15 protein-coding genes are annotated in these 20,603 nt (G+C 72.2%); 11 read left to right on the forward strand and 4 right to left on the reverse strand.

The window, feature by feature from the left end; all coding sequences use genetic code 11:
* The first annotated feature begins 17 nt into the window (after nucleotides 1–17).
* Nucleotides 18–1,577, forward strand: coding sequence for a sugar ABC transporter ATP-binding protein (locus WMF26_RS27930; RefSeq protein ID WP_437995152.1), 1,560 nt, complete (start codon nucleotides 18–20; stop codon nucleotides 1,575–1,577).
* Nucleotides 1,574–2,656: an ABC transporter permease gene (locus WMF26_RS27935; RefSeq protein WP_437995153.1), complete on the forward strand. Its 1,083-nt coding sequence runs from the start codon at nucleotides 1,574–1,576 to the stop codon at nucleotides 2,654–2,656. The genes WMF26_RS27930 and WMF26_RS27935 overlap by 4 nt, the downstream gene beginning before the upstream one ends.
* Nucleotides 2,657–2,705: 49 nt before the next feature.
* Here WMF26_RS27935 and WMF26_RS27940 read toward each other — a convergent pair whose 3' ends face one another.
* The gene (locus WMF26_RS27940; RefSeq protein ID WP_437995154.1) at nucleotides 2,706–4,460 is read right to left on the reverse strand and encodes an FG-GAP-like repeat-containing protein; all 1,755 of its coding nucleotides are present in this window, start codon (nucleotides 4,458–4,460) and stop codon (nucleotides 2,706–2,708) included.
* Nucleotides 4,461–4,588: 128 nt separating this feature from the next.
* On the opposite strand from WMF26_RS27940, the gene WMF26_RS27945 reads away from it, so the two are divergent.
* Entirely contained in the window at nucleotides 4,589–5,941 is a 1,353-nt protein-coding gene (locus tag WMF26_RS27945; RefSeq protein ID WP_437995155.1) for a CotH kinase family protein, read from the forward strand.
* A 25-nt stretch (nucleotides 5,942–5,966) separates the two neighbouring features.
* On the opposite strand, the gene WMF26_RS27950 is transcribed toward WMF26_RS27945, so the two are convergent.
* Nucleotides 5,967–6,923, reverse strand: coding sequence for a hypothetical protein (locus WMF26_RS27950; protein ID WP_437995156.1), 957 nt, complete (start codon nucleotides 6,921–6,923; stop codon nucleotides 5,967–5,969).
* Between the two features lie 187 nt (nucleotides 6,924–7,110).
* Between WMF26_RS27950 and WMF26_RS27955 the strand changes: the two genes are divergently transcribed.
* From WMF26_RS27955 to WMF26_RS27970, 4 genes are read left to right on the forward strand one after another with little or no spacing between them, the layout of a single operon-like run.
* Nucleotides 7,111–7,875 (forward strand): VTC domain-containing protein, encoded by a 765-nt coding sequence (locus WMF26_RS27955; protein WP_438002455.1) that lies wholly within the window; start codon nucleotides 7,111–7,113, stop codon nucleotides 7,873–7,875.
* Nucleotides 7,872–8,564, forward strand: coding sequence for a DUF4956 domain-containing protein (locus WMF26_RS27960; RefSeq protein ID WP_437949206.1), 693 nt, complete (start codon nucleotides 7,872–7,874; stop codon nucleotides 8,562–8,564). Before WMF26_RS27955 ends, WMF26_RS27960 begins: the two co-directional genes overlap by 4 nt.
* Before the next feature lie 2 nt (nucleotides 8,565–8,566).
* The gene (locus WMF26_RS27965; protein WP_437995157.1) at nucleotides 8,567–10,624 is read left to right on the forward strand and encodes an HlyD family secretion protein; all 2,058 of its coding nucleotides are present in this window, start codon (nucleotides 8,567–8,569) and stop codon (nucleotides 10,622–10,624) included.
* Nucleotides 10,625–10,679: 55 nt separating this feature from the next.
* The gene (locus WMF26_RS27970; protein ID WP_437995158.1) at nucleotides 10,680–12,131 is read left to right on the forward strand and encodes a TolC family protein; all 1,452 of its coding nucleotides are present in this window, start codon (nucleotides 10,680–10,682) and stop codon (nucleotides 12,129–12,131) included.
* A gap of 58 nt (nucleotides 12,132–12,189) precedes the next feature.
* Here WMF26_RS27970 and WMF26_RS27975 read toward each other — a convergent pair whose 3' ends face one another.
* The gene (locus WMF26_RS27975) at nucleotides 12,190–13,623 is read right to left on the reverse strand and encodes a glycoside hydrolase family 5 protein (RefSeq protein ID WP_437995159.1); all 1,434 of its coding nucleotides are present in this window, start codon (nucleotides 13,621–13,623) and stop codon (nucleotides 12,190–12,192) included.
* Nucleotides 13,624–14,381: 758 nt separating this feature from the next.
* Between WMF26_RS27975 and WMF26_RS27980 the strand changes: the two genes are divergently transcribed.
* The 4 genes from WMF26_RS27980 (at nucleotide 14,382) to WMF26_RS27995 (ending at nucleotide 19,953) form a co-directional block, all read left to right on the forward strand.
* The gene (locus WMF26_RS27980) at nucleotides 14,382–15,536 is read left to right on the forward strand and encodes a hypothetical protein (RefSeq protein ID WP_437995160.1); all 1,155 of its coding nucleotides are present in this window, start codon (nucleotides 14,382–14,384) and stop codon (nucleotides 15,534–15,536) included.
* 612 nt (nucleotides 15,537–16,148) lie between these two features.
* The gene (locus WMF26_RS27985) at nucleotides 16,149–16,889 is read left to right on the forward strand and encodes an alpha/beta hydrolase family esterase (protein WP_437995161.1); all 741 of its coding nucleotides are present in this window, start codon (nucleotides 16,149–16,151) and stop codon (nucleotides 16,887–16,889) included.
* Between the two features lie 99 nt (nucleotides 16,890–16,988).
* Nucleotides 16,989–18,335: an extracellular catalytic domain type 1 short-chain-length polyhydroxyalkanoate depolymerase gene (locus WMF26_RS27990; protein ID WP_437995162.1), complete on the forward strand. Its 1,347-nt coding sequence runs from the start codon at nucleotides 16,989–16,991 to the stop codon at nucleotides 18,333–18,335.
* 364 nt (nucleotides 18,336–18,699) lie between these two features.
* The gene (locus WMF26_RS27995; RefSeq protein WP_437995163.1) at nucleotides 18,700–19,953 is read left to right on the forward strand and encodes a PAS domain S-box protein; all 1,254 of its coding nucleotides are present in this window, start codon (nucleotides 18,700–18,702) and stop codon (nucleotides 19,951–19,953) included.
* A gap of 56 nt (nucleotides 19,954–20,009) precedes the next feature.
* Here WMF26_RS27995 and WMF26_RS28000 read toward each other — a convergent pair whose 3' ends face one another.
* On the reverse strand, nucleotides 20,010–20,582 hold the full coding sequence (locus tag WMF26_RS28000) for a class I SAM-dependent methyltransferase (protein ID WP_437995164.1): 573 nt from the start codon (nucleotides 20,580–20,582) through the stop codon (nucleotides 20,010–20,012).
* Nucleotides 20,583–20,603 lie beyond the last annotated feature (21 nt).

Here is a 20,603-nt window from a genome sequence, read left to right on the forward strand (position 1 = left end):
CGAGCCCCCTCCCGCACATGATGTTCGCCACCGCTCCGCTCCCCCTCCCCGACCCTCCCCCGCTGCTCGCGATGCGCGGGATCGTCAAGCGCTTCCCGGGCGTCACCGCGCTCGCCGGCGTCTCCCTCACCCTGCGCGCCGGCGAGGTGCTCGCGGTCGTCGGGGAGAACGGCGCGGGCAAGAGCACGCTCATGAAGATCCTCGGCGGGGCGTTCGCCCCCGACGAGGGGCAGATCGCCATCGACGGCGCGCCCGTCGCGCTGCGCGGGGTGCGCGACGGGAGGCGCCTCGGCGTCGCGCTGATCCATCAGGAGCTGATGCTCGCGCCGAACCTCGACATCGCCGCGAACATCTTCCTCGGCAACGAGGGGTCGAGCGGCCTTTTGGCCCCGCTCCGGCGCGAGGCGCTCTGCGCGGGGGCGGCGGCGCTGATGAGGCGCGTCGGCCTCTCGCTGCCAGAGGCGACGCCCGTCTCGGCGCTCACCGCGGGGCAGATGCAGATGGTCGAGATCGCCAAGGCGCTCTCGGTGAACGCGCGCATCATCCTCATGGACGAGCCGACGTCATCGCTCACCGCGGCCGAGTCGCGGGAGCTCTTCGCGATCGTCGAGAAGCTCCGCGGCGAGGGGATCGGCATCCTCTACATCTCCCACCGCATGGACGACGTGCTGCGCCTCGCCGACCGCATCGCCGTGCTGCGCGACGGCAGGCACGTCGGCGACCTCCCGCGGGCCGAGGCGACGCACGACAGGATCGTCGCGATGATGGTCGGGCGGGAGCTCAGCGGCCGCTACTTCCCGGAGAGGCGCGAGCGCCCGCCGCGCGAGCCCGCGCTCGAGGTGCGCGACCTGCTCGTGCCCGGCGCCCCCGCGGGCGTGAGCTTCACCGCGCTCCGCGGGGAGATCCTCGGGTTCGCCGGGCTGGTCGGCTCGGGGCGCACCGAGCTGATGCAGGCGATCTTCGGGGCGACCCGGGCGCTCGGCGGCGCGATGACGCTCGCGGGAGCGCCCTACCTGCCGCGCTCCACGCGCGACGCCATCGACCGCGGCGTGTGCCTCGCGCCCGAGGACCGCAAGCGGCGCGGGCTCGTGCTCCCGATGACCCTCGTCGAGAACACGTCGCTGCCGAGCCTCGCCCGCTTCAGCCGCTTCGGGTGGCTCCGCCGCGACGCCGAGCGCCGCGCCGCGCGCGACGAGGTGGGCCGGCTCCGCATCAAGACGAAGGGGCTCGATCAGCGGGCGGTGAACCTCTCCGGCGGCAACCAGCAGAAGGTCGTCCTCGGAAAATGGCTGTCGATGCGCCCCCGCGTGCTCATCCTGGACGAGCCGACGCGCGGCATCGACGTGGGCACCAAGGCCGAGATCTACCGGCACATGGCCGCGCTGGTCGACGAGGGGCTGACCCTCTTGATGGTCAGCTCCGACATGGAGGAGATCCTCGGCATGAGCGATCGCGTCGTCGTCATGCACGAGCGGCGGATCACGGGCGTGCTCCCGCGCGAGGGGCTGACCCAGGAGCGCATCGCCGCGCTGATGACGGGGAGCGCGGGCGGCGCGGGAGGCGAGGAGACCGAATGAAGCGTGAGCTGGGCATGGGCCTCGTGCTCGTCCTGATGTGCGCGGGGCTCTGGATCTCGAACCCCGATTTCCTCGGGCAGTCCAACGTCGTCAACACCACCCGGCAGATCTCGATGCTCGGCATCTTCGCCATGGGCATGGGGCTCGTCATCATCACCGGCGGCATCGACCTGTCGATCGGCTCGGTCATCGGCCTCACGGGCGTCCTGCTCGCCAAGCTCTCGTCGTCCGGGATGGGGTGCCTGGGCTACCCGCTCTGGGTCGGCGTGCCGGTCGCGCTCTCCGCCGCCGTGCTGGTGGGGCTCGCGCAGGGGCTCCTCATCACGCGGCTCAAGCTGCAGCCGTTCGTCGTCACGCTCGGCGGCATGCTCCTCGTCCGCGGCGTGTCGCAGTCCGTGGCCGAGGGCGGCACGCTGAGCTTCGGCGACTCGCCGTTCCTCCGCCTCGCGAACGGCGGGCTCCTGCGCGTCGGCGGCGACGCGCTGATCCCCTACCCGCTCGTCATCTTCCTCGCCGTCCTCGCGGCCGGCGCCTACGTCCTGCACTTCACCGTGCTCGGCCGCTACATGGTCGCGATCGGCGGCAACCGCGAGGCCGCCGAGTACTCCGGCATCGACGTGAGCCGGGTCGAGGTCCTCACCTACGTGATCTCGTCGGCGACGGGCGGCATCGCCGGCGTCTGCTACGCGTCCTACATCGGCCAGATGTCCCAGCAGGTCGGCATGGGCTACGAGCTCTACGCGATCGCCGCGGTGGTGCTCGGCGGCTGCTCGCTGCGCGGCGGCGAGGGCAGCGCGCTCGGGATCCTCATCGGCTCGGCCATCATGCGGGTCATCGACAACGGCATCAACATGTTCCAGATCCGCTACAGCGACGACGGCGTCCGGCGCATCTGGCGCCTCGACCCGAACTGGACGTTCATCATCATCGGCGCCGTCATCCTGGTCGCGGTCGTCTTCGACCAGGCGGTGCACCTCGTCCAGGAGCAGCGGCGCGCGCGGCGCGCGGCGCGCGACGCTGACGAGAGCGCCGCGCCGCCGCGCCCGTTCGAGGCGCCCCCCACCGCGGGCGCCGGGTAGCCGCGTCAGCCGCGCCTCGCCGCGCGGCGGCGCGTCCGTCCGCGCCGGGCTACGGCGACACGGCCTCGCCGAAGCGCTCCTCGCTCATCCCGCCCGCGCCCTTCAGGGAGGCCTGCGCCGCGTCGCCGAGGCTGCCGCCGAGATAGACGAGCACCTCCCTGCCGCCGCCGAAGGCCACGACAACGTCCCCGAGCCCATCGCGGTTGAAGTCGCCGGCGCGCGAGATCTTCGTCTCCGCCGTGCCCCCGAACCGCGGGTTCATCGCGGCGTCGGGCTCCGTGTCGGGGCGCTCGCCGCCACGGAACACGTACGCCTTGCCGCCGAGGCCGACCTCCGGCGCGCCCACCAGCATCTCCGCGAAGCCGTCCCCGTCGAGGTCGCCGCTCGACACCGTCTGACCGAACCGATCGGACGCCGCTTCGCCGTGGAGCTCCAGGTCGGCGGTCGTGTCGAACGCCTCCCCTGGCCCGCCGAGGAACAGGAAGGCCGCGCTGTTCATCGGGTCTCCCACGAGGAGATCGGCGAAGCCGTCCCCGTCGACGTCGCCCGCGCCCACCGCGCGCCCGAGCTCGCCCTCGCCCACGAGGAGGCCGTCTGGCACCGTGTCGAGCGCGCCGGCCGAGGCGAGATAGACATAGACGCGCTGGCTGCCAGGCGCCCCGACGGCGATGTCCGAAAAGCCATCTCCGTTGAAGTCCGCCGAGGCGACCGAGGCGCCGAACTCGCTCGCGTTCTGCACCCCCGTGAACATCGCGTCAGCGACCGTGTCGAGGGCCTCGGGGCCGCCCAGGTACACATACGCGCTGCCGGGCTCGATGTGATCGGGGCCGCCTCCCGGCGCGCCGATCACGAGATCCGCGTAGCCGTCTCCATTGATGTCCCCGGAGGCCAGCGCGTGGCCGAACCTGCGGTCATCGCCCGGCAAGCTCCCCGACATGTCCGGCTCCAGGGTCCACGTCGCCGGCTCGGATGAGCTCCCGAGGATCACGCGGACCATCCCCTTGCTGTCTGCGTACGTCGTGGCTGCGACCACGGCGTCGGCGAAGCCATCGCCGTTCACGTCCGCGGTCGCCACGGCGCCGCCGAAGCCCGCCGCCTCGATGGCGCCGCCGGTCCTCGGGTTCACCCCGGCCAGGACTCCATCCTGCGCCGGATCGACGCTGTCGCCCGCGCCGCCGAGGAAGACGTAGGCGGCCCCGCAAGGGATGTACTCCGGGATCGCGTAGTGGAGCGCGCCCACGAGGATGTCGTCGAAGGCGTCGCCGTTGAGATCGTGATGGCCCCGTCCCACGTCGATCCATCGGACCGCGGACGGCTCGGAGCAGGCGCCGGCCGCGCACGCGCGGACCCGCCAGTAGACCCGGCTGCCCACCGGAGGCTCCGCCGAGCCCTCCAGATCGACGGCCGGCCGCCAGCGTGTCGCCGCCGTCGTCTCGCCCGCGAGGAGGGCGGAGAACGAGGGATCTTCGCCGAGCTCGATGGTGTATTCGACGCTCTCCCCCGCGGGCGACACCGACGGCTCCCAGACGAACGTGGGCCTCCGGGTGTCGGGCACGAGCATCGAGCCGACCGGGCCATCCTGGACCGGCAGCCGCGGGACCGGCGTCGACGGCGCGAGCCGCCCTCCGTCGCCCCCGCCGTCGCCCCCGCCGGCGCTCCCGGCGCTGCCGCCGCCGCCGGCGCTGGTCGCGCTCGCGCCGCCGCCCGGACCGGGGTCTCGGGTCACGTCCTCGATCCCGAGGAGATCGGCGCATCCGAGGAAGAGGGTCGCGAGCGCGATGCCCAGGGGAAAAGAGCTCCGCATCCCGCGAGGGTACGCGAGCGGCGAGAGGCGACAAGAAGAACTGACGCCCTGCGCGCGCGGCGCGCCGACGTCGATCGTCGACGCGCGCGAACGCCACGACTATCGTCGCCGCCCGCGAGGAGCGGCTCATGAGAAGGACATATCGTATCTTGCTCGCGCTTCAGGTCTCCGCCCTGGGCGCGGGCTGCGGCGACGGGACCGGCGGGAACGGCGCGGAGCCCGTGACGATGCCGTGCTATCCGCCGGATCGCGCGGTGGCCGACGGCGACCCGGACGCGCTGTACGCGGCCAGCGACATCCCGCGCTTCGACTTCCGGCTCCGCGATGAGGTCTGGGCGGCGCTCCAAGCGAACGCCCGCGATGAAGAGTACGTCGAGGCCGAGGCGTGCTACCGGGGCAGCAGCCTGGGCCTCGTGGGCCTGCGCTTCAAGGGAGGCTACGGCACCCTCGAGATGTGCTTCGAGGAGCGGGAAGAGCTCCCCTGCCCGAAGCTCAGCATGAAGATGAAGCTCGACGAATACGTCGACGGACAGCGCTTCTACCGGCAAAAGCGCCTGAACTTTCATGCCATGATGCGCGACCCCACCAAGCTCCACGAGCGGATCACCTATGACCTCTACCGGGACATGGGCGTGGTCGCCCCGAGGAGCGCGTGGGCCACGCTGCACGTGAACGGCGAGCCGCTTGGGCTCTTCGCGATGGTGGAGGAGATCGACGGCCGCTTCACGGAGAACCGGTTCCCCGAGGAGCCGGACGGCGCGCTCTACAAGGCAGCCTGGCCGATCACGAAGGAGCCCGGCTACTACGACGAGCGGATCGAGACCAACGAGGAGGGCGCCTCGCACGCGCGGTTCATCGCGTTCGCGGGCGACCTCGCGTCCGCCGAGGGCGCGGACCGCCTCGCCGCGCTGTCGACGTGGACCGACGTCGCGGCGCTGCAGCGCTACATGGCCGTCGACGACGCGATCCTGAACTTCGACGGGATCACGACCTTCTACGTCGACGACGCGGGCTCGGCCGAGAACCACAACTTCTTCTTCTACGAAGAGCCCACCTCGGGCACGTTCCGCCTCGTCCCGTGGGACCTCGACAACACCCTGAGCTGGGGCAGCTTCCAGTACTTCGGCGAGGTGCCGCACTGGACGGAGACGCCGGCGATGTGCCCCGCGGATTTCGACGTGTACCAGGGCAAAGAACAGGTGCGCGCGCCCGGCTGCGACGTGCTGTTCAGCGCCCTGAGCCAGGATCTCGCCGGCTACCGGAGCGCCGTCCGGGAGCTGCTCGAGGGCCCCTTCCGCGAGGGCCGGCTGGAGGAGCAGGTGGACCGCTACGCGGGGCTCATCCGCTCCGCCGTCGCGGAAGACCCGTTCGGGCCCGCCCCGGAGACGTGGCGCTCGGACGTCGCGATCCTCAAGGGCGACCTGTCGCTGATGCGGGGCCGCATGGAGGCCCTCCTCGGCGGCGCGGCGCGCGGCGACTGAGGGGCGCGCCCCGCGCGGGCGGCGCTCAGGGCGCCTGGCAGGAGACGCGGTGGATCGGCGCCTCGTCTTCTTCGCCGATCGTCACGTAGTCCCACCCGCCGGGCAGCCACGCGATCGCCTCCCCCTGATCCTCGTCGGCGGCCGGCATGTCGCACGGCGGGCCGGTCAGCGCCTGCGCGACCGTCTGGTCGGGCGCCATCGGATAGAAGAAGACGTGCGAGTAGGTGCGGAGCAGCACGCCGGCGCCGTCGGCGCGCACGTCGCCGCCCGTGAACGACCGGCTCCCGACCGGCGCGGCGATCGAGCCCGCGCCGACGAGCGTCGCCGTCTGGCCGGCGGCGGGCCGCGTCGAGAGCTCGTAGATCCCGGCGCTGTCCTTCTTCTTCTTCACCTTCGTCACCACGGTGATCGCCCCGGTGACCGGGTGAACCAGCAGCGTCTCCGCGTTGTGGCTCCCGTCGGGGTACGCGAGCGAGATCACCTCCGCCGCCACCGCGCGCCGAGCGCCGCCGAGCGCCGCCGGCTCCCTCACCTCGTAGAGCGCGTAGCGGTCGCGCTCCCGGTCGTTGTCGCCGATGTCCCCGAACAAGAGGCAGCTCCCCCCGCCCCCGCCGCACGGGCCCCGCGCCGCGCCCTCCCAGTCGACCGCGCGCGCGCCCGCCACCTCGATCTCGCCCCGCGGCGCGCCGTCAAGCCCGATCGCAAAGAAACGTGGGCGGTCGCCGGAATCGTTGTGGAGGTACAGCGTCCCCGGGTGCACCGCACCGGCGACCACACCGGAGCACTCGTCGGCATCGCCGCGCGGCAGCGCGCCGATCCGCGCGGCCCCGCCGCAGCGGGGGCAGCCCGAGGTCCGCACCGCCGCCGCCGCCGCCGCCCTCGCCGGCCCCGGCCCCGAGCCCCGGCAGCCCGCGGCGAGCAGCGCCGCCGCGAGCCCGAGCCGCGAAAGCCACCGCGCTGTAGCTTTGCGACTCGAATGCAACGCGCGGGGATACCGGGGAGATATCGAGAGCTTGCGCAGGATTCCGCTTGCGGCATTCGGCGGCGGTTGTGTCATTATCGCGGGGATACCGTAACAAATCCGCGACGCACGCAGCGGCGCGACGCAACCCACCCGGGCGCCTAGCCCCTGACCCCTGACGATCGAGGAGACCGTCATCCTGGACGTCATCGAACGCTACGAGTTCAAGTACCTGGTGCCGGAGCGGCTCGTCCCGGCGATCCGGGCCACGGCGCGGTCCGTCGGCCGGGCGGACAAGTACGCGAACGAGGACGGCTCGTACCGCATCCGCTCGCTCTACTTTGACACGCGCGGGCACGATCTCTACTGGGCCAACGCCCGGGAGCAGCGGGACCGCTTCAAGGTGCGGGCGCGCACCTACCCCGGCAAGAAGAGCCCCGTGTTCCTCGAGGTGAAGCGCCGCGTCCAGGATGTCATCGTCAAGTCGCGCGCCTGCGTGCCCGCGGACGAGTGGCGGGAGCTCGTCGAGCGCGGCAACCCCGCCGCGCTCGAGCGGCTCCCGCCGGGCGTGCGCAAGGGCGCCGAGAAGTTCATCGGCGCGGTCCACCGCCACGATCTCCGGCCCACGATGCTCGTCGACTACGAGCGCGAGGCGTACGAGAGCACGCTCGACAGGTACGCGCGCGTCACGTTCGACCGGAGGGTCGTCTGCCAGCGCAAGGAGGCGCTGGATCTCGAGGCGTCCGATCGGGGGTGGCGCCCCGTCGACCACCCGGTCCAGACGAACACGCACGAGCCCGTCTGCGTCCTCGAGCTCAAGTTCGAGCGCAGGCCGCCCGCGTGGATGGTGGCGCTCGTGCGGCGCCTCGAGCTCGTCCGGCGCTCGTTCTCCAAGTACTGCTACAGCGTCAACGCACAGCTGATGCTGCCCGACGCGCGCTCGGCCCGGATCGAGGGAGGGCCGCGACTATGACGGAGTGGCTGTCGATGCTCTCGCACGGCGAGGCCGTCGAGTGGCGCAGGGCGCTCATCTCCCTCCTCGTCGCCTTCGGGCTCACGCAGGGCATCGCCGGCGTCTACATGCTCACGTTCCGCGGCCTCTCGTACTCGCGGACCGTCGTCCAGAGCATGGCGCTCGGCAGCATCATCACGTGCACGCTGATGCTCGCCGTCGGCAACAACATCGCCGCCGGCATCGGGATCGCGGGCGGCGTCACCGCCATCCGGTTCCGCACCACGATGCGCGATCCGCGCGACGTCGTGTTCGTCTTCGCCTCGCTCGCCATCGGCATGGCGAGCGGCGCGCAGGCCTACGGCGCGGCGATCGCGGGGGCGGCGATGTTCGCGGGCGCGACGCTCATGCTCCACGTCACCGGCTACGGGTCGCGCCGGCAGCCCGACGGGCTGCTCCGGTTCGTCGCGCCGGCCGGACAGCCCGGCGCGGAGCTCGCCGGCGCGATCGCGGGCATCCTCCGCGAGCACTGCGGCTCCTTCTCGCTCGTCACCCTGCGCGAGGCGGCGCAGGGCACCGTCATGGAGCACGCTTACCAGATCAGCGTGCGCCACCCGGAGCTCCGGGCGCGCCTCGTGACGAGCCTTCAAGCGCTCCCCGGAGTGGAGGACGTGAGTCTGATGCTCCAGGAGCCGACGCTGGACCTCTAGCCATGCATCTCTGGCGAATCCGATCCGCGCTCTCCTCCGCGACCCCCGCGCTCACGATGCTGGGCACGCTCGGCCTCGCGGCGTGGCTGAGCCGCTCCTCGAGCCCGAGCGACGGCATCCTCGCCTTCGCGCAAGCCGACACCGAGATGGTGGCCACGGTCGAGGTCGGGCGGGTGGCCTCGATCGAGGTCGACGTCGGCGACGTGGTGGCGCCGGGTCAGGTGCTCGTCGCGCTCGACAGCGGCGCGATCGACGCGGAGCTCGCGGTGGCGCGCGCCGAGGAGGCGCGCCTCCGGGCGATGATCCCCGCGGAGCACGCGCGGATCGATCAGGAGCTCGAGGCGAGCGTCGAGCAGCTGAAGCTCGAGCTCGCGCGCGAGCTCGAGGAGCAGCGCCGCGCGCGCGCCGAGGGCGAGGTGCTCGCCAGCGAGGTCTCCCGGGTGAAGCAGCTCATCGAGGACAAGCAGGCGAGCCACGACGCCCTGGGCTCGCTCGACGTGCAGCGCGCGGGCATCGAGGCGATCGCGACCGAGAAGCCCCGCACCATCCAGCTCCTGCGGGCGCAGATCGCGGCGGCCGAGGAGCGCCGGAAGAGGCTCCTCCAGCAGGCGGGCCCGGAGACGGCGAAGATCGAGGCGGACCTCGCGGTGACGCGGCGGGAGATCGAGCAGCTCGAGGCGCAGCGCGCCCAGCACACGCTGCGCGCGGCGCACGGCGGGCGCGTGTCCGCGGTGCGCAAGCGGCCGGGCGACGTCGCCGTGGCGGGCGACCCGATCGTCGAGATCGCCAGCGCGCCCGGGCGGGTCATCGCCTGCGTCCCGGAGCGCGCGGCGCTCCACGTCGAGGCGGGCGACGCCGCGACGATCTGGGCGCGCGGCCAGGACGGCGCGCCGCTCACCGGCCGGGCCGTCACGGTCGGGCCGGTGGTGGGCCAGCTGCCGCTCCGCTGCTGGACGGACCTGAACGTGCCGGTGTGGGGCCGCGAGGTCACGATCGCGCTGGATCACCCGGTCGAGCTGCTCGCCGGCCAGGCGTTCGACGTCGCCTTCACGCGCGGGGCGTCCCCGCCCCCCGCGCCGCCGGCCCCCGGCGCGCCGGTCGTCGCCGCGGCGCAGGGCGCGCCCGCGGCGGCGCCGCCGGCCGGGGCCGCCGACGCGATCCGCATGACGGTGCCGGCGGCGCTGCGGCAGCGGTCGCGCTTCGAGCCGTCCGGCATCCTGCCCCGGCCCGCGGAGGGGCGGTACCTCCTCGTCAGCGACGACACGGGCCACAAGGACGCGGAGGACGAGGGCGTGCCCTGGCTGTTCGCGATGTCGGCGGCCGGCGCCGTCGATCCGGAGCCGGTGCCGGTGCTCGGCGTCAAGGAGCTCGCGGACATCGAGTCGATCACCGCCGGCGACGGGGGCGACGTGTACCTGCTCTCGTCGCAGGGCTACAGCGCGAAGGGCAAGCGCAAGAAGGCGCGCACCGCGCTGCTCCGGCTGAAGCAGGATGGCCGCGGCTTCCGCGTCGACGCCGAGGCCTACCTCGCGGAGCTGCTCGACGCGGCGGGCCCCGCGGCCCTCGCGGAGCTCGGGCTCCCGGGCGGCACGCGCCCGCTCGAGATCGAGGGCATGGCCTACCGGGACGGCGCGCTCTACTTCGGGCTGAAGTCGCCGCTCGACGCCGAGGGCAACGCGCTCATCTGGAGGCTCGGCGCGCCCCGCGCGCTCCTCGAGGGGCGGCGGCTCGAGGGCGCCGGCCTCTCGCTGTGGGCGCGCGCGCGCGTCGACGTCGAGCTCAACGGCGCGCCCACGCCGGGGGGGATCTCCGATCTGTGCTTCCTCCCGGACGGCTCGCTGGCGATCGCCTCGACCCCGTCCACCGCCGACGGCGCCGCGGGGTCGCTCTTCCACGTGCTGCGCCCCGAGGGCGGCGTCCTCTCGCCGAGCCTCGTGCGGCGCTTTCCCGGCCAGAAGCCGGAGGGCATCTCGCTCGCGCTGTCCCCCGGCAAGCTGATCGTCGTGTTCGACGCCGGCGCCGAGGCGCCCTCCTTCCTCGAGCTGCCGTGGCAGGGCTGAGCCCGCGCCGCGGCGCCGCCGTCGCCCCGAGGGCTCTCCACGGAATCCGTCAGGCATGAAGATCGCTGAGGTTTTCTCCGTTCGTCGCCGCCGCTCCTCCTCCGCCGCCTCCGCCTTCCCGCGCGCGAGGTCGCCGGTCTGGCCGTCGATCGCGTGCCTCTCGCTCGCGGCGTGCGCGGCGCCCGCGCAGCTCGAGGGGTCGGAGCGCGCGATCGCGCTCTACCGCGAGGCGCGCGCCGCAGAGGCGCAGGCAGAGCCGCGCGGGGGCGCGGGCCTCGGGGCGGGGCGCCGCGCCGCGCCGCGCGAGCTCACCGCGGACGAGGCGGTGGCCATGGCCAAGGAGCGGAGCGCGATGCTCGCGATGATGCGCGCGCGCGAGGACAAGGCCCGGGCGAGCGTCGACGCCGAGGCGGCGGGCACGTACCGGAACCCGGAGATCCGCGTCTCGCAGCTCCGGCTCGATCAGGTGCTCGATCACGAGCCGCGCCTCGCGGCCGGGCTCCGCATCCGCCCGCCCCGGCCCGGCGAGGCCGGGGCGGCCGCGGACGTCGCGCGCGCGGAGGTGGACGTCGCGCGCGCGGAGACCCGCGTCTCCGAGCTCGAGCTCGAGGCCGAGGTCCGCTGGCTGTTCGACGACGTGCTGCTGCTCGACGCCGAGATCGAGGCGCTCGAGGCGGTCGCCGCGACGCGCCGCCGCCTCGCGGACCAGGAGCGGGCCCGGGTCGGCGCGGCGCAGGGGACCGCGGTCGACGAGGCGATGGCGGCGCTGTCGGCCGCGGTGGCCGAGGAGGACGGCGCCGCGCCGCGCGCGCGCCGCGAGGTCGCGCGCGCGGCGCTGCTCGAGCGCGTCGGGGTCGACCCCGCCGCGCCGGTGCGCCTCGTGGGCGAGCCGGTCGCGTCCGCGCCGCTCGTCGCCCTCGCGTCCGAGGAGGCGCTGATCGAGGCCGCGCTGAGGAACCGCCCGGAGATCGCGCTCGCGGCCGCCGAGATCGACGGCGCCGGCGCGGAGGGCGCGCTGGCGCGCGCGACGCGCTGGCCGTGGCTCTCGTTCATCGAGTTCGGCTACGAGTTCTCGCCGGCCACGCGCGACCCGCTGGGCTGGACCCTCGAGGCCGGGCTCGAGCTGCCGCTCTTCGACACGCGCTCGAGCGAGATCGCCGCCGCGGACGCCGGCGCGATCGCGGCGCAGCGCACGCTCGCCGCCGAGGTCCAGCGGGTCGCGCGCGAGGTGCGCGATCGGCTCCGGGAGGCGCGCGCGGCCGGGGCGCTCGTCGAGGAGTTCCGGGCGCGCGCGCTCCCGGCCGTCGAGCGCGCCGGGATCGAGGTCGCGCGCGCCCTCGAGAGCCGCCAGATCGACGCGGTGCGCGCGCTCAGCCTGGAGGAGCGGCGCGCCGCCGCGCAGGTCAAGCTCCTGAAGCTCGTGCGCGAGTACCGGACGGCGCTCGCCGAGCTGCGCGTCGTCGTCGGCGGCCCTCTCGACGGGCGCGCGCCGGCGGCCCGGCGCTGAGCCCAGGGCCCCGGCCTTCCTGTTCAGAGGGCCGCGCGCACCGCCGCCGCGCGGCGCGTCACGGCCAGGGGTTCGACGTGAAGCTCGCGGAGACGCCCCGGCTGTCCGTGGCCGTGAAGACGACCCGCGTGCCCGCGGGGACCTCCTTGCTGATGGCGTACTCGCCCTCGCCCCAGGACTGGGGCTCGAGCCTGTGCGTGGTGCTGTTCACGCGCGCCGTGACGCCGGTGATGCGGTACCCCGGCTCGACGACCTTCACCTGGATCCACCACCGGTTGACGTTCGGGGACACGGTGAACTGGAACCCCGAGGTCGTGGTGCCGCCGCCGGAGCCGCCCCCGCCGCCTGAGCCGCCGCTGCCGCCCGAGCCGCCGGTCCCGCTGCTGCTGCTGCTGCTCGTGCTGCTGCTGCTTCCGCTGCCCGATCCGCCGGTGCCTTCCAGCATCCTCGCCTTGACCCACTTGCCCGACTGGGTGAGCTCCGAGTCCGGCCAGTTGCCGGTGGTCCTGGCGCCGGGGGTGAGCGCCGAGGCCGTCTCGTTCTTGTCGAACAGCGACCAGTTGGCCCAGCTGATCTTGTTGGCGTTCAGGAAGTTGATCCAGGTCTGGGACTCGTTGAGGTTGAGCCCGGTGTTCCCGGAGGCGTCGCAGGTGCCGAACTCGGTCACGAACAGGGCGAGGCCCCTGTCCATGGCCGTCCTCGCCTTGGCGCGCAGGCTCTCCTTGTGCGTGTCGGCGTAGAAGTGCAGCGTGTAAGCGATGTTGGAGAACCCGGTGATCGGGTCGTTCGCGGCGATGTCCACGTCCTGCGACCAGGTCGGCGTGCCGACGATGATCACGTTGTTCGAGCCCGCGCTGCGGATCGTGTTGATCACCTCGATCGCGTAGGGCTTGATCGTGCTCCAGGGCTCGTTGTCCGGCTCGTTGTAGATCTCGAACAGGACGTTGGGCTGGTTCCCGTAGGTCTGCGCCATCTCCCGGAAGAAGGCCTTGGCCTGCTCCTTGTGGTCCTGGGCGCTGTGATCGTGCCAGTCGATGATCACGTAGATGCCCCGGGCGATCGCCGCGTCGACGACGGTCTTCACCCGGTTCTTCTCGGCCGTCGGGTTCGTGAGGTACCCGCCCGACTCGACGCCCATCGCGGCGCGAACCACGGTCGCCCCCCAACTGTCGGCGATCGAGTTGACGACGCTCGCGTTGTAGAACGAGCCGCCCCACTGGCTCCAGAACAGGCTCATGCCCCGCAGCTGGACCGGCGCGTTGTTCTGGTTCCGGAGCTCCTTGCCCACGATCTGGAGCCTGCCGTGCACGTCCACCGGCCTCGTGGAGGCCGCATACGACTGCTCGTCCGTGAGCTCGCCCTCGATCGCCTCTCCTTCGCCCGTGTCCGACGGCGCCACGCAGCCCGCGAGCGCGGCCGCTTGCACCGCCGCGAAGCACAGCCCGAGCCGGAGGCCCGAGCCCGTCAGCATCCCCCAAAGCGCGCTCTTCATCATCCCGTCCTCCCGGAGAGCCAGGGGCACGCGGCGCGCCGGAGCAAGAGATCACCTCGCGAGCCGCTCTCCCGATCTCGCCGCGGCGCAAGGGGGCCGACAGCCTGGGTCCAGGCGCGAGCCGGCGCAGCGCGAAGAGAGGTGACGAGCGTCGCGGGGTCGGAGCGTGAGACGCCGACGCGCGATCGGTTCCTGGCTAAGTAACGTTGATAACGCCCGCTGCCCCGGAGACGACCCCCGGGCGCGGGAAACGAAGCATGAGCAGTCTATTAGCACATTCCCGTCGCACCTTGAAAGATCAATTTCCGGAGGGGCCGATATGCAACAGCGGTGAACCTTTCTACATCGCAGCGTCACGCTGTCGGGACGTCACGTTGCCGAGTCGGGGATTCCCGCACTGCGTCACGACGTGGTGATGGCCCACACCGTAGGAAGGCGTGGTAATGGCCCGCACCGCCTCACGTGCGATGACGGGCCGGCGCTCCGCTCCTTGCCTTGCCGCGCGCGGCTGCGCTTGCTCCGCGGCAGCGATTTGCACCTCGCTTGAGCGAGCCCCCGCGCAGTTGAGCGGCGCCTCGCGCAACGGCGCCGCTCGGGGCGGCGCGGCGCCGCGAAAAGCCGGCTGCATCGCGCTGGTATGCCCGTTGCTCTTGCGACCCCCCGTGCAAGGCGGACGGGGGTGCTCCTGGGTGACAGGGCAGCTCCGTCGTCAGGTCGTGCGACCGCGGACGGCCGCAATGGCAGGATGGGAGAGAGAGATGATCACGAATCTGAACAATGGGTCGCTCCGTCGTGGGTTCCGTTCTCTTCTGGCGTTGCTCCTCGCGGCGGCGGCGCCCGCGTGCGCCGCGGCGCCCGTGGAGGAGCCCATGGCCGAGAGCATCGATGCGAGCGACGATGCGCTGCGGTCGGGCGACGCCTCCGGCTGGGCCTTCTTCGACGGGACTCGGCTGCTCTCGGCGAGGTCGTTCAACTCGGCGGGCGGCGCGAACCACGTCGCGCTCTCGGCGGTCGGGGTGTATACGGTCACGTTCGACGACCTGGGCGGCAGCGGCGGCAACGTCCAGGTGAACTCGACGGGCGGAGAGGGTCAGCGGTGCAAGGTGGCCTCGTGGCAGACCGTCGACACGGCGCTCAAGGTCCACATCCGCTGCCACACGGCGGCCGGCGCGCCGACGAGCTCTCCGTTCGTCGTCTCCTATGCCCGCCTCGCGGGCGGCACCGCGGTCTCGAGCGCGGGCGCTTATCTCTTGATGAACCGGCCGACGGGCGGCGCGCTCTCCAGCGAGCACCAGTGGGGCGCGCCGGCGTCCGTCACGCGGACGAGCGCGGGCCGCTACACCATCACGCTCGCCGGCAACGGAGCGGCCAAGAGCTCCGTGCTCGTGACGGCGGTCGGCAGCGGCCCCGAGTACTGCAAGCCGCTCACCTGGGTGAGCCCGTTCGGGAGCACGAACATCGATGTGCTCTGCTTCGGCCAGGGCGGCGCGCCGGCGGACACGAGCTTCTCGCTCCGGTACCTCCGCGAGCCGCGCGAGGCCCCGTACGAGAGCGGCGGCTACGTGGTGGCGAACGAGCCGACGACGGCGGACTACGCGCCCGCGAACCAGTACCACCTCATCACGTCCGAGTGCAACGACAGGAGCGAGACCGTCGCCGTGCACCGGATCTCGCCCGGGCGCTACCAGATCACGTATCCGGAGATGGGTGGCCTCGCGGGGGTCGCCCGCGGCGCGGCCCTCGCCACCGCGGTCGGGGCGGGCTCGGACTACTGCAACGTGGTCGGCTGGGAGCACCCCTCCGCGGATCCGGACGCGATCCGCGTCGGCGTCCGGTGCTTCAACGCGAGCGGGCTCCTCGTGGACGCGCGGTTCTCGCAGGCGTACTTCTCCGAGCTCTACCACATCTGCTGAGCGCCCCGCCGGCGCGCGCGGCGCTCCCCGCCGCGCGCGCCGGCGTTCGCGGCGCTCGTGTCGAGCGTCGCGGCGACCGTGTGCGAACCCCCGCCGAACGCGGACCTCGCGCTCGGCGGCGGTCGCCGCGCGCCAAATTTAGGATTGACGCCGGCCATGTTAGCGTTCACATTCGCCGCTTCGGAGCTTCTTTCGCCTTGCCGTGGATAGGGCGTCATGAAGTCCCCCGTCCGCGCCACGCCTGGTTCGTATCCCGTGGCTTGGATATCAACGAGGAGAGCGCCCATGTCGTCCAGCGTTGGCTCTGTGAGCTCCGATCGCGTTCACCATCGCTCGCGTTGGCGGCCACCGGTCTGGGGCGGCCTGGGCCTCTGCGCCGCTCTCAGCCTCGGCTGTAGCGACAACGGCCACGCTGACGGACCGGCCGCCGGAGAAACCTCCTCGAGCGGCTCCGGCGGCGGCGCGGCTTCCGGTAGCACGAGCAGCGGCGATGCCGCTGGCAGCGGCGGGGCGACCGGGGGCACGGGTGGAGCGAGCTCGGTTGGAACGGGCGGCGCGGGCGGCGCCGGCGCTGCCGGGGCCGGCGGCGCCGGAGGTACGGATGGGGGCGACGTGATGAGGTCCGCAGGGTGCGGCAAGACGCGCACGCTCCAGAACGGCGCTGGCACCGTGCAGAGCGGCGGGAAGAGCCGCAAGTACACCCTGCACGCCCCCGACGATTACGACAGCGACCACCCCTACCGGCTGATTCTCTCCTTCCACGGGGCCACGGGCAACAGCGGCCAGGTTGCGCCCTCGTACTTCGGGCTCTGGTCGCTCTCCGAAGGGAGCACCATCTTCATCGCGCCCGACGCTGTCGGCGGGTTCTGGTCAGCCGACGACGATGTGACCTTCGTCGACGACATCCTCAAGCAGGTCACCGACGATCTCTGCATCGACACCTCGCGCATCGAGCTCGAGGGCTTCAGCCAGGGCGGCGCCATGGCGTGGACGCTGGCCTGCGCGCGCCCGAACGTCTTCCGCGCCGCCGTTGTCCACTCCGGCGGCGGCCTCGCCCGTCCCGCTAGCTGTCAGCCGATCGCCTTCATGTCTTCGCTCGGTCAGCAGGAGAGCGGCGGCGCCGGACAAACCTCCAACAGCGATTTCTTCGCCAAGCAGAATGGATGCACGGTGGAGAGCTTGGCCAAGGCGCCGAGAGGCGGGCACGCCTGCTCTGACTACGAGGGCTGCTCCGCGGGCCATCCCACCCGCTGGTGCGATTACGACGGCGGTCATACTCCGTCGCCGAACGACGCCGGGCAGAACACGTCGTGGATGCCCCAGGAAGTCTGGAACTTCTTGAGTCAGTTCTAAAGCGGTCTTCAACCGAATCTGGTACGGGCCGAGTCCACGCCCGAGGCATGGCGGTATCGGCTTGCGTACCAGGTTGGCGTTGTGTAGCATTTCCGCCCGATGAACCGATTCAAGATTCATGTCCTCGGGCTCGCATCGCTCTCGTTGGCGCTGCTCGCCGCGCCGCCTGCGCGCGGGGCATCGCTACAAAAGGTCGACCAGGGCGAATGGGGGGTGGACGGCCTCCCCAGCTACGTCAACATGTACATTTACGTACCTGACGAGCTGGCGACCAAGCCTCCCATCGTCGTCGCTCCCCATCATTGCCAGGGAAATGGCCGGGGGACGTTCAGCGAGATGTCGAGCCTGGTTTCCATCGCGAACACCAGCGGCTTCATCATGATCTTCCCGGAGGCCACGGGGCAGAACTGCTGGGACGCGGGCTCGACGAGATCGCTCAAGCACGACGGCGGCGGCGACACGGGCGCCATCGTCCAGATGGTGAAATACACCCTCGCGAAGTACAGCGCCGATCCGGGCCGCGTGTACGCGGTCGGCGGGTCGTCGGGCGGCATCATGACCGAGGCGCTGCTCGGCGTGTACCCCGACGTGTTCATGGCCGGCGTGTCGCTCATGGGCGTCCCGTGCGGCTGCTGGGCCGAGGGCTACAACGACGTCACCGGAACGGGGAGCACTGCCCAGTGGAGCGGGCCCTGCGGGAGCGGCAGCGTCACGAAGACCGGGCAGGCGTGGGGAGACCTCGTTCGTTCGTACTATCCCGGCTACACCGGCCATCGCCCGCGCCTGCAGCACTGGCATGGCACCGACGACACGATCCTCAGCTACAAGAACATGGCTGAAGACGTCAAAGAGTGGACGAACGTCTTGGGTCTGAGCGAGACCCCGGATGGGACCGACACGCCGAGGACTGGAACCACGCGCCAGTTCTGGAAGAGCGATTGCGGCTACACGGTCTACGAGGCCTTTTCGATGGCCGGCGTCGGGCACTCCGTGCCGTTCGACGGACCCGCCGTCGCCGCCTATTTCGGCCTCGACAGGGCCGGTGGTCAGGATCCAGAGACGGCGGCTTGCCCCGGTGCTGTTCCCGGTGGCGACGACACCGGAGGCGCGGGTGGCGCGGGCGGCACCGGAGGCGCTGGCGGCGCGGCCGGCGCCGGGGGCGCGGCCGGCGCTGGAGGCGCGGCCGGCACCGGAGGCGCGGGCGGGGCCATGGAAACTGGCGCTGGCGGCAGCGTGGGCAGCGGCGGCGCGATCGGCACCGGGTCCGGGGGAGCAGGCGGACAAGACGCCAGCGCTGGATCGGGCGACTCGACGGGAGAAGAGAGCTCGAGCTCCGGCTGCAGCTGCGCCGTGGGCGACGACGCGCGAGGCTCTGGCACCCAGGCGGGGCTCCTCCTCGCCGCGCTGGGATTGCTGCTCGGTCGCGCGAAGCGCCGCCCGCGCTGAGCCCTCGTTCAGCGAGGGTGCGAGAGAGCCGCTGTGAAGTAGAGGCGATCCAGGTTTCTCCCGGCCCTGCCTCATCATCCCGGAAACCGAGACGGGATTTCTGACGCGCGCGACTCGACACCGGACCGTCCGCCGGGCTGCGCCGCCTCCTTCCTACCGCGACATCAAACAAATCTCATCTCACCGCAGTCCGCGACATGCGCGCGCTCCCGGGCGCGCGAGCAGCGCCGGGACAGCCTCGCCTGGCGCGAGATCGCTCTCGCGCCGCGCACGGCTCGCGCAATGCATGAACGAGCACGATCCCTCGCTGGATTTCGCTCGCCCGTCCCGAGCTGCGCGAATACGATGGGGGCGGGACTTTTGTATGATAGATAACAATCAGAACCTCACGGAGATCGAACGCGAGAACGCGGCGCTGCGCCGGCGTGTGGCCGAGCTGGAGGGAGCTCAGGCGAAGCTGGAAGCGCTCTGCTCGGTGAGCACGGCGTTCATCGCCTTCTTCGATCGGAACGGCGTGGTTCTGGAGATGTTTCCGACGCTCGTCATCCCTGCCGAGATGGCCAGGCACGCGCGAGGTAGACACCTCACCAGCGTGGTGCGAGACGACTACATCGAGCGCTGCGCCGAGGTCATCCGGGAGTCGCTCGCGAAGCAAACGGTCCTGAGCATCGAATATCCCATCACGCTTCGCGATCGCCAGCTGTGGATCCAGGCCGCCTGCAAGCCGTTCACCGAGGACAGCGTCCTCTGGGTCGGGCGCGACGTCACGGCGCAACGACACCTCGCGTCCGCCCAGGCGGAGCTGCGCGACTTCCAGGCGCTCGTCGACAGCGCGCCGGACGGCGTGTGCATGGCCTCGGAGGAGGGCGCGATCTTCTATGCCAACCAGGCCTTCGGGGCCATGACGGGCCACGGCGACGGCACGCTCGGCATGCGCCTCTCCGACCTGTACGTGGAGGAGCAGGACCCGCTCTCCGGCATCGTGGGCATCGTGCAGCGGTGCTTCGAGCGCGGGTCGTGGCAAGGCACCCTCGGCCTCGCCCAGCGCGACGGAGGCACCCTCCCGTGCCAGGTCTCCATGGTCGCGCTCGCCGGCGAGGCCGGGCGGCCCCCGGCGCTCGCCACCATCGCGCGCGACCTGACCCCGCTGCGCGAGGCCGAGCTCGAGCGGCTCGCCCTCCAGGAGCAGGTCATCCAGGCGCAGCAGGCCACGCTGCGCGAGCTGTCCACGCCCCTCGTCCCGCTGGCCGAGGGCGTCGTCGCCATGCCCCTCATCGGCGCCCTCGACAGCGCCCGCGCCCAGCAGGCCATGGAGAAGCTCCTGGACGGCATCGTCCAGCACCAGTTCCACACGGCCATCCTCGACGTCACCGGCGTCAAGGACGTCGACGCGGAGTCCGCCGACGCCCTGCTGCGCATCGCGCGCGCCGCGCGCCTGCTCGGCGCCAAGCTCGTGCTCACCGGCATCGGCCCGGACACGGCCCAGACGCTCGTGGATCTCGACGTCGACCTCGAGAGCATCACCACCCACAGCACCCTGCAGAGCGGCATCGCCCACGCCCTCGCCCCGCGTCCGGCCCGCCGCGCTGCGCGCGCGCAGCGCCGGGCATCGCCCTGACGGCGCCCCGCGCCAGCGCTCTGCAGCTCCATTTCAGCGCGCCGGTGCGCGCGAGCTCAGCCTTCCGAGCGAACGAGCCAGTACCAGTGAGAGGAGAGCAGGCGCCGCCGGCTCGTCCGCGCGTCTTTCAGCCGGAGCTGAGGCGCGAACACGCGCTCCACCGCCGCGGGCGACAGCGCGAGGCCGCTCGGCGAGCGGTCCAGCGCCCAGATCAGGTGCGTACCGCCCGGCCGGAGGAGCCGCGCCACCTCCGCCACGTAGGCGCGCTGCCCGGCGCCGTCGAGGCAGTGAAAGCAGCCCACGTCGTAGGACACGTCGAACGGTCCGGTCAGCATGTCCAGGTGCGTCACGTCGCCGACCAGGAGCTCCGGACGCACCTCATCCTTCGCCACCCTCTCCCTCGCCCTGGCGACGGCCACCGGCGAGAAGTCGACGCCCGTCGCCCTCACCCCGCGCTGCGCCATGTACCGCGCGAGCCGCCCCAACCCGCACCCGAGCTCGAGCGACGTCCGCGGCCGCTCGGAGCGAACGAGCGCCTCCAGCTCGCCCGGAATGCGGATGTCGCCCCACCACGTGACAGGCGCCTGGTAGGCACGGTCGAACGTTGCGCTGGTCGTCGGTGCACCCATCGGATACCTCCTCGAGCGCGC

The organism is Sorangium sp. So ce185 (assembly GCF_051526825.1).
In the GTDB taxonomy this organism is placed as follows: Bacteria; Myxococcota_A; Polyangia; order Polyangiales; family Polyangiaceae; genus Sorangium; species Sorangium cellulosum_D.

What these genes read in the sequence shown, in the direction of transcription:
- WMF26_RS27980 (WP_437995160.1), top strand. Translation starts at nt 14,382, where the DNA reads ATGATCACGAATCTGAACAATGGGTCGCTCCGTCGTGGGTTCCGTTCT.
- WMF26_RS27930 (WP_437995152.1), top strand. Translation starts at nt 18, where the DNA reads ATGATGTTCGCCACCGCTCCGCTCCCCCTCCCCGACCCTCCCCCGCTG.
- WMF26_RS28000 (WP_437995164.1), bottom strand. Translation starts at nt 20,582, where the DNA reads ATGGGTGCACCGACGACCAGCGCAACGTTCGACCGTGCCTACCAGGCG.
- WMF26_RS27995 (WP_437995163.1), top strand. Translation starts at nt 18,700, where the DNA reads ATGATAGATAACAATCAGAACCTCACGGAGATCGAACGCGAGAACGCG.
- WMF26_RS27935 (WP_437995153.1), top strand. Translation starts at nt 1,574, where the DNA reads ATGAAGCGTGAGCTGGGCATGGGCCTCGTGCTCGTCCTGATGTGCGCG.
- WMF26_RS27945 (WP_437995155.1), top strand. Translation starts at nt 4,589, where the DNA reads ATGAGAAGGACATATCGTATCTTGCTCGCGCTTCAGGTCTCCGCCCTG.
- WMF26_RS27965 (WP_437995157.1), top strand. Translation starts at nt 8,567, where the DNA reads ATGCATCTCTGGCGAATCCGATCCGCGCTCTCCTCCGCGACCCCCGCG.
- WMF26_RS27940 (WP_437995154.1), bottom strand. Translation starts at nt 4,460, where the DNA reads ATGCGGAGCTCTTTTCCCCTGGGCATCGCGCTCGCGACCCTCTTCCTC.
- WMF26_RS27960 (WP_437949206.1), top strand. Translation starts at nt 7,872, where the DNA reads ATGACGGAGTGGCTGTCGATGCTCTCGCACGGCGAGGCCGTCGAGTGG.
- WMF26_RS27975 (WP_437995159.1), bottom strand. Translation starts at nt 13,623, where the DNA reads ATGAAGAGCGCGCTTTGGGGGATGCTGACGGGCTCGGGCCTCCGGCTC.
- WMF26_RS27990 (WP_437995162.1), top strand. Translation starts at nt 16,989, where the DNA reads ATGAACCGATTCAAGATTCATGTCCTCGGGCTCGCATCGCTCTCGTTG.
- WMF26_RS27970 (WP_437995158.1), top strand. Translation starts at nt 10,680, where the DNA reads ATGAAGATCGCTGAGGTTTTCTCCGTTCGTCGCCGCCGCTCCTCCTCC.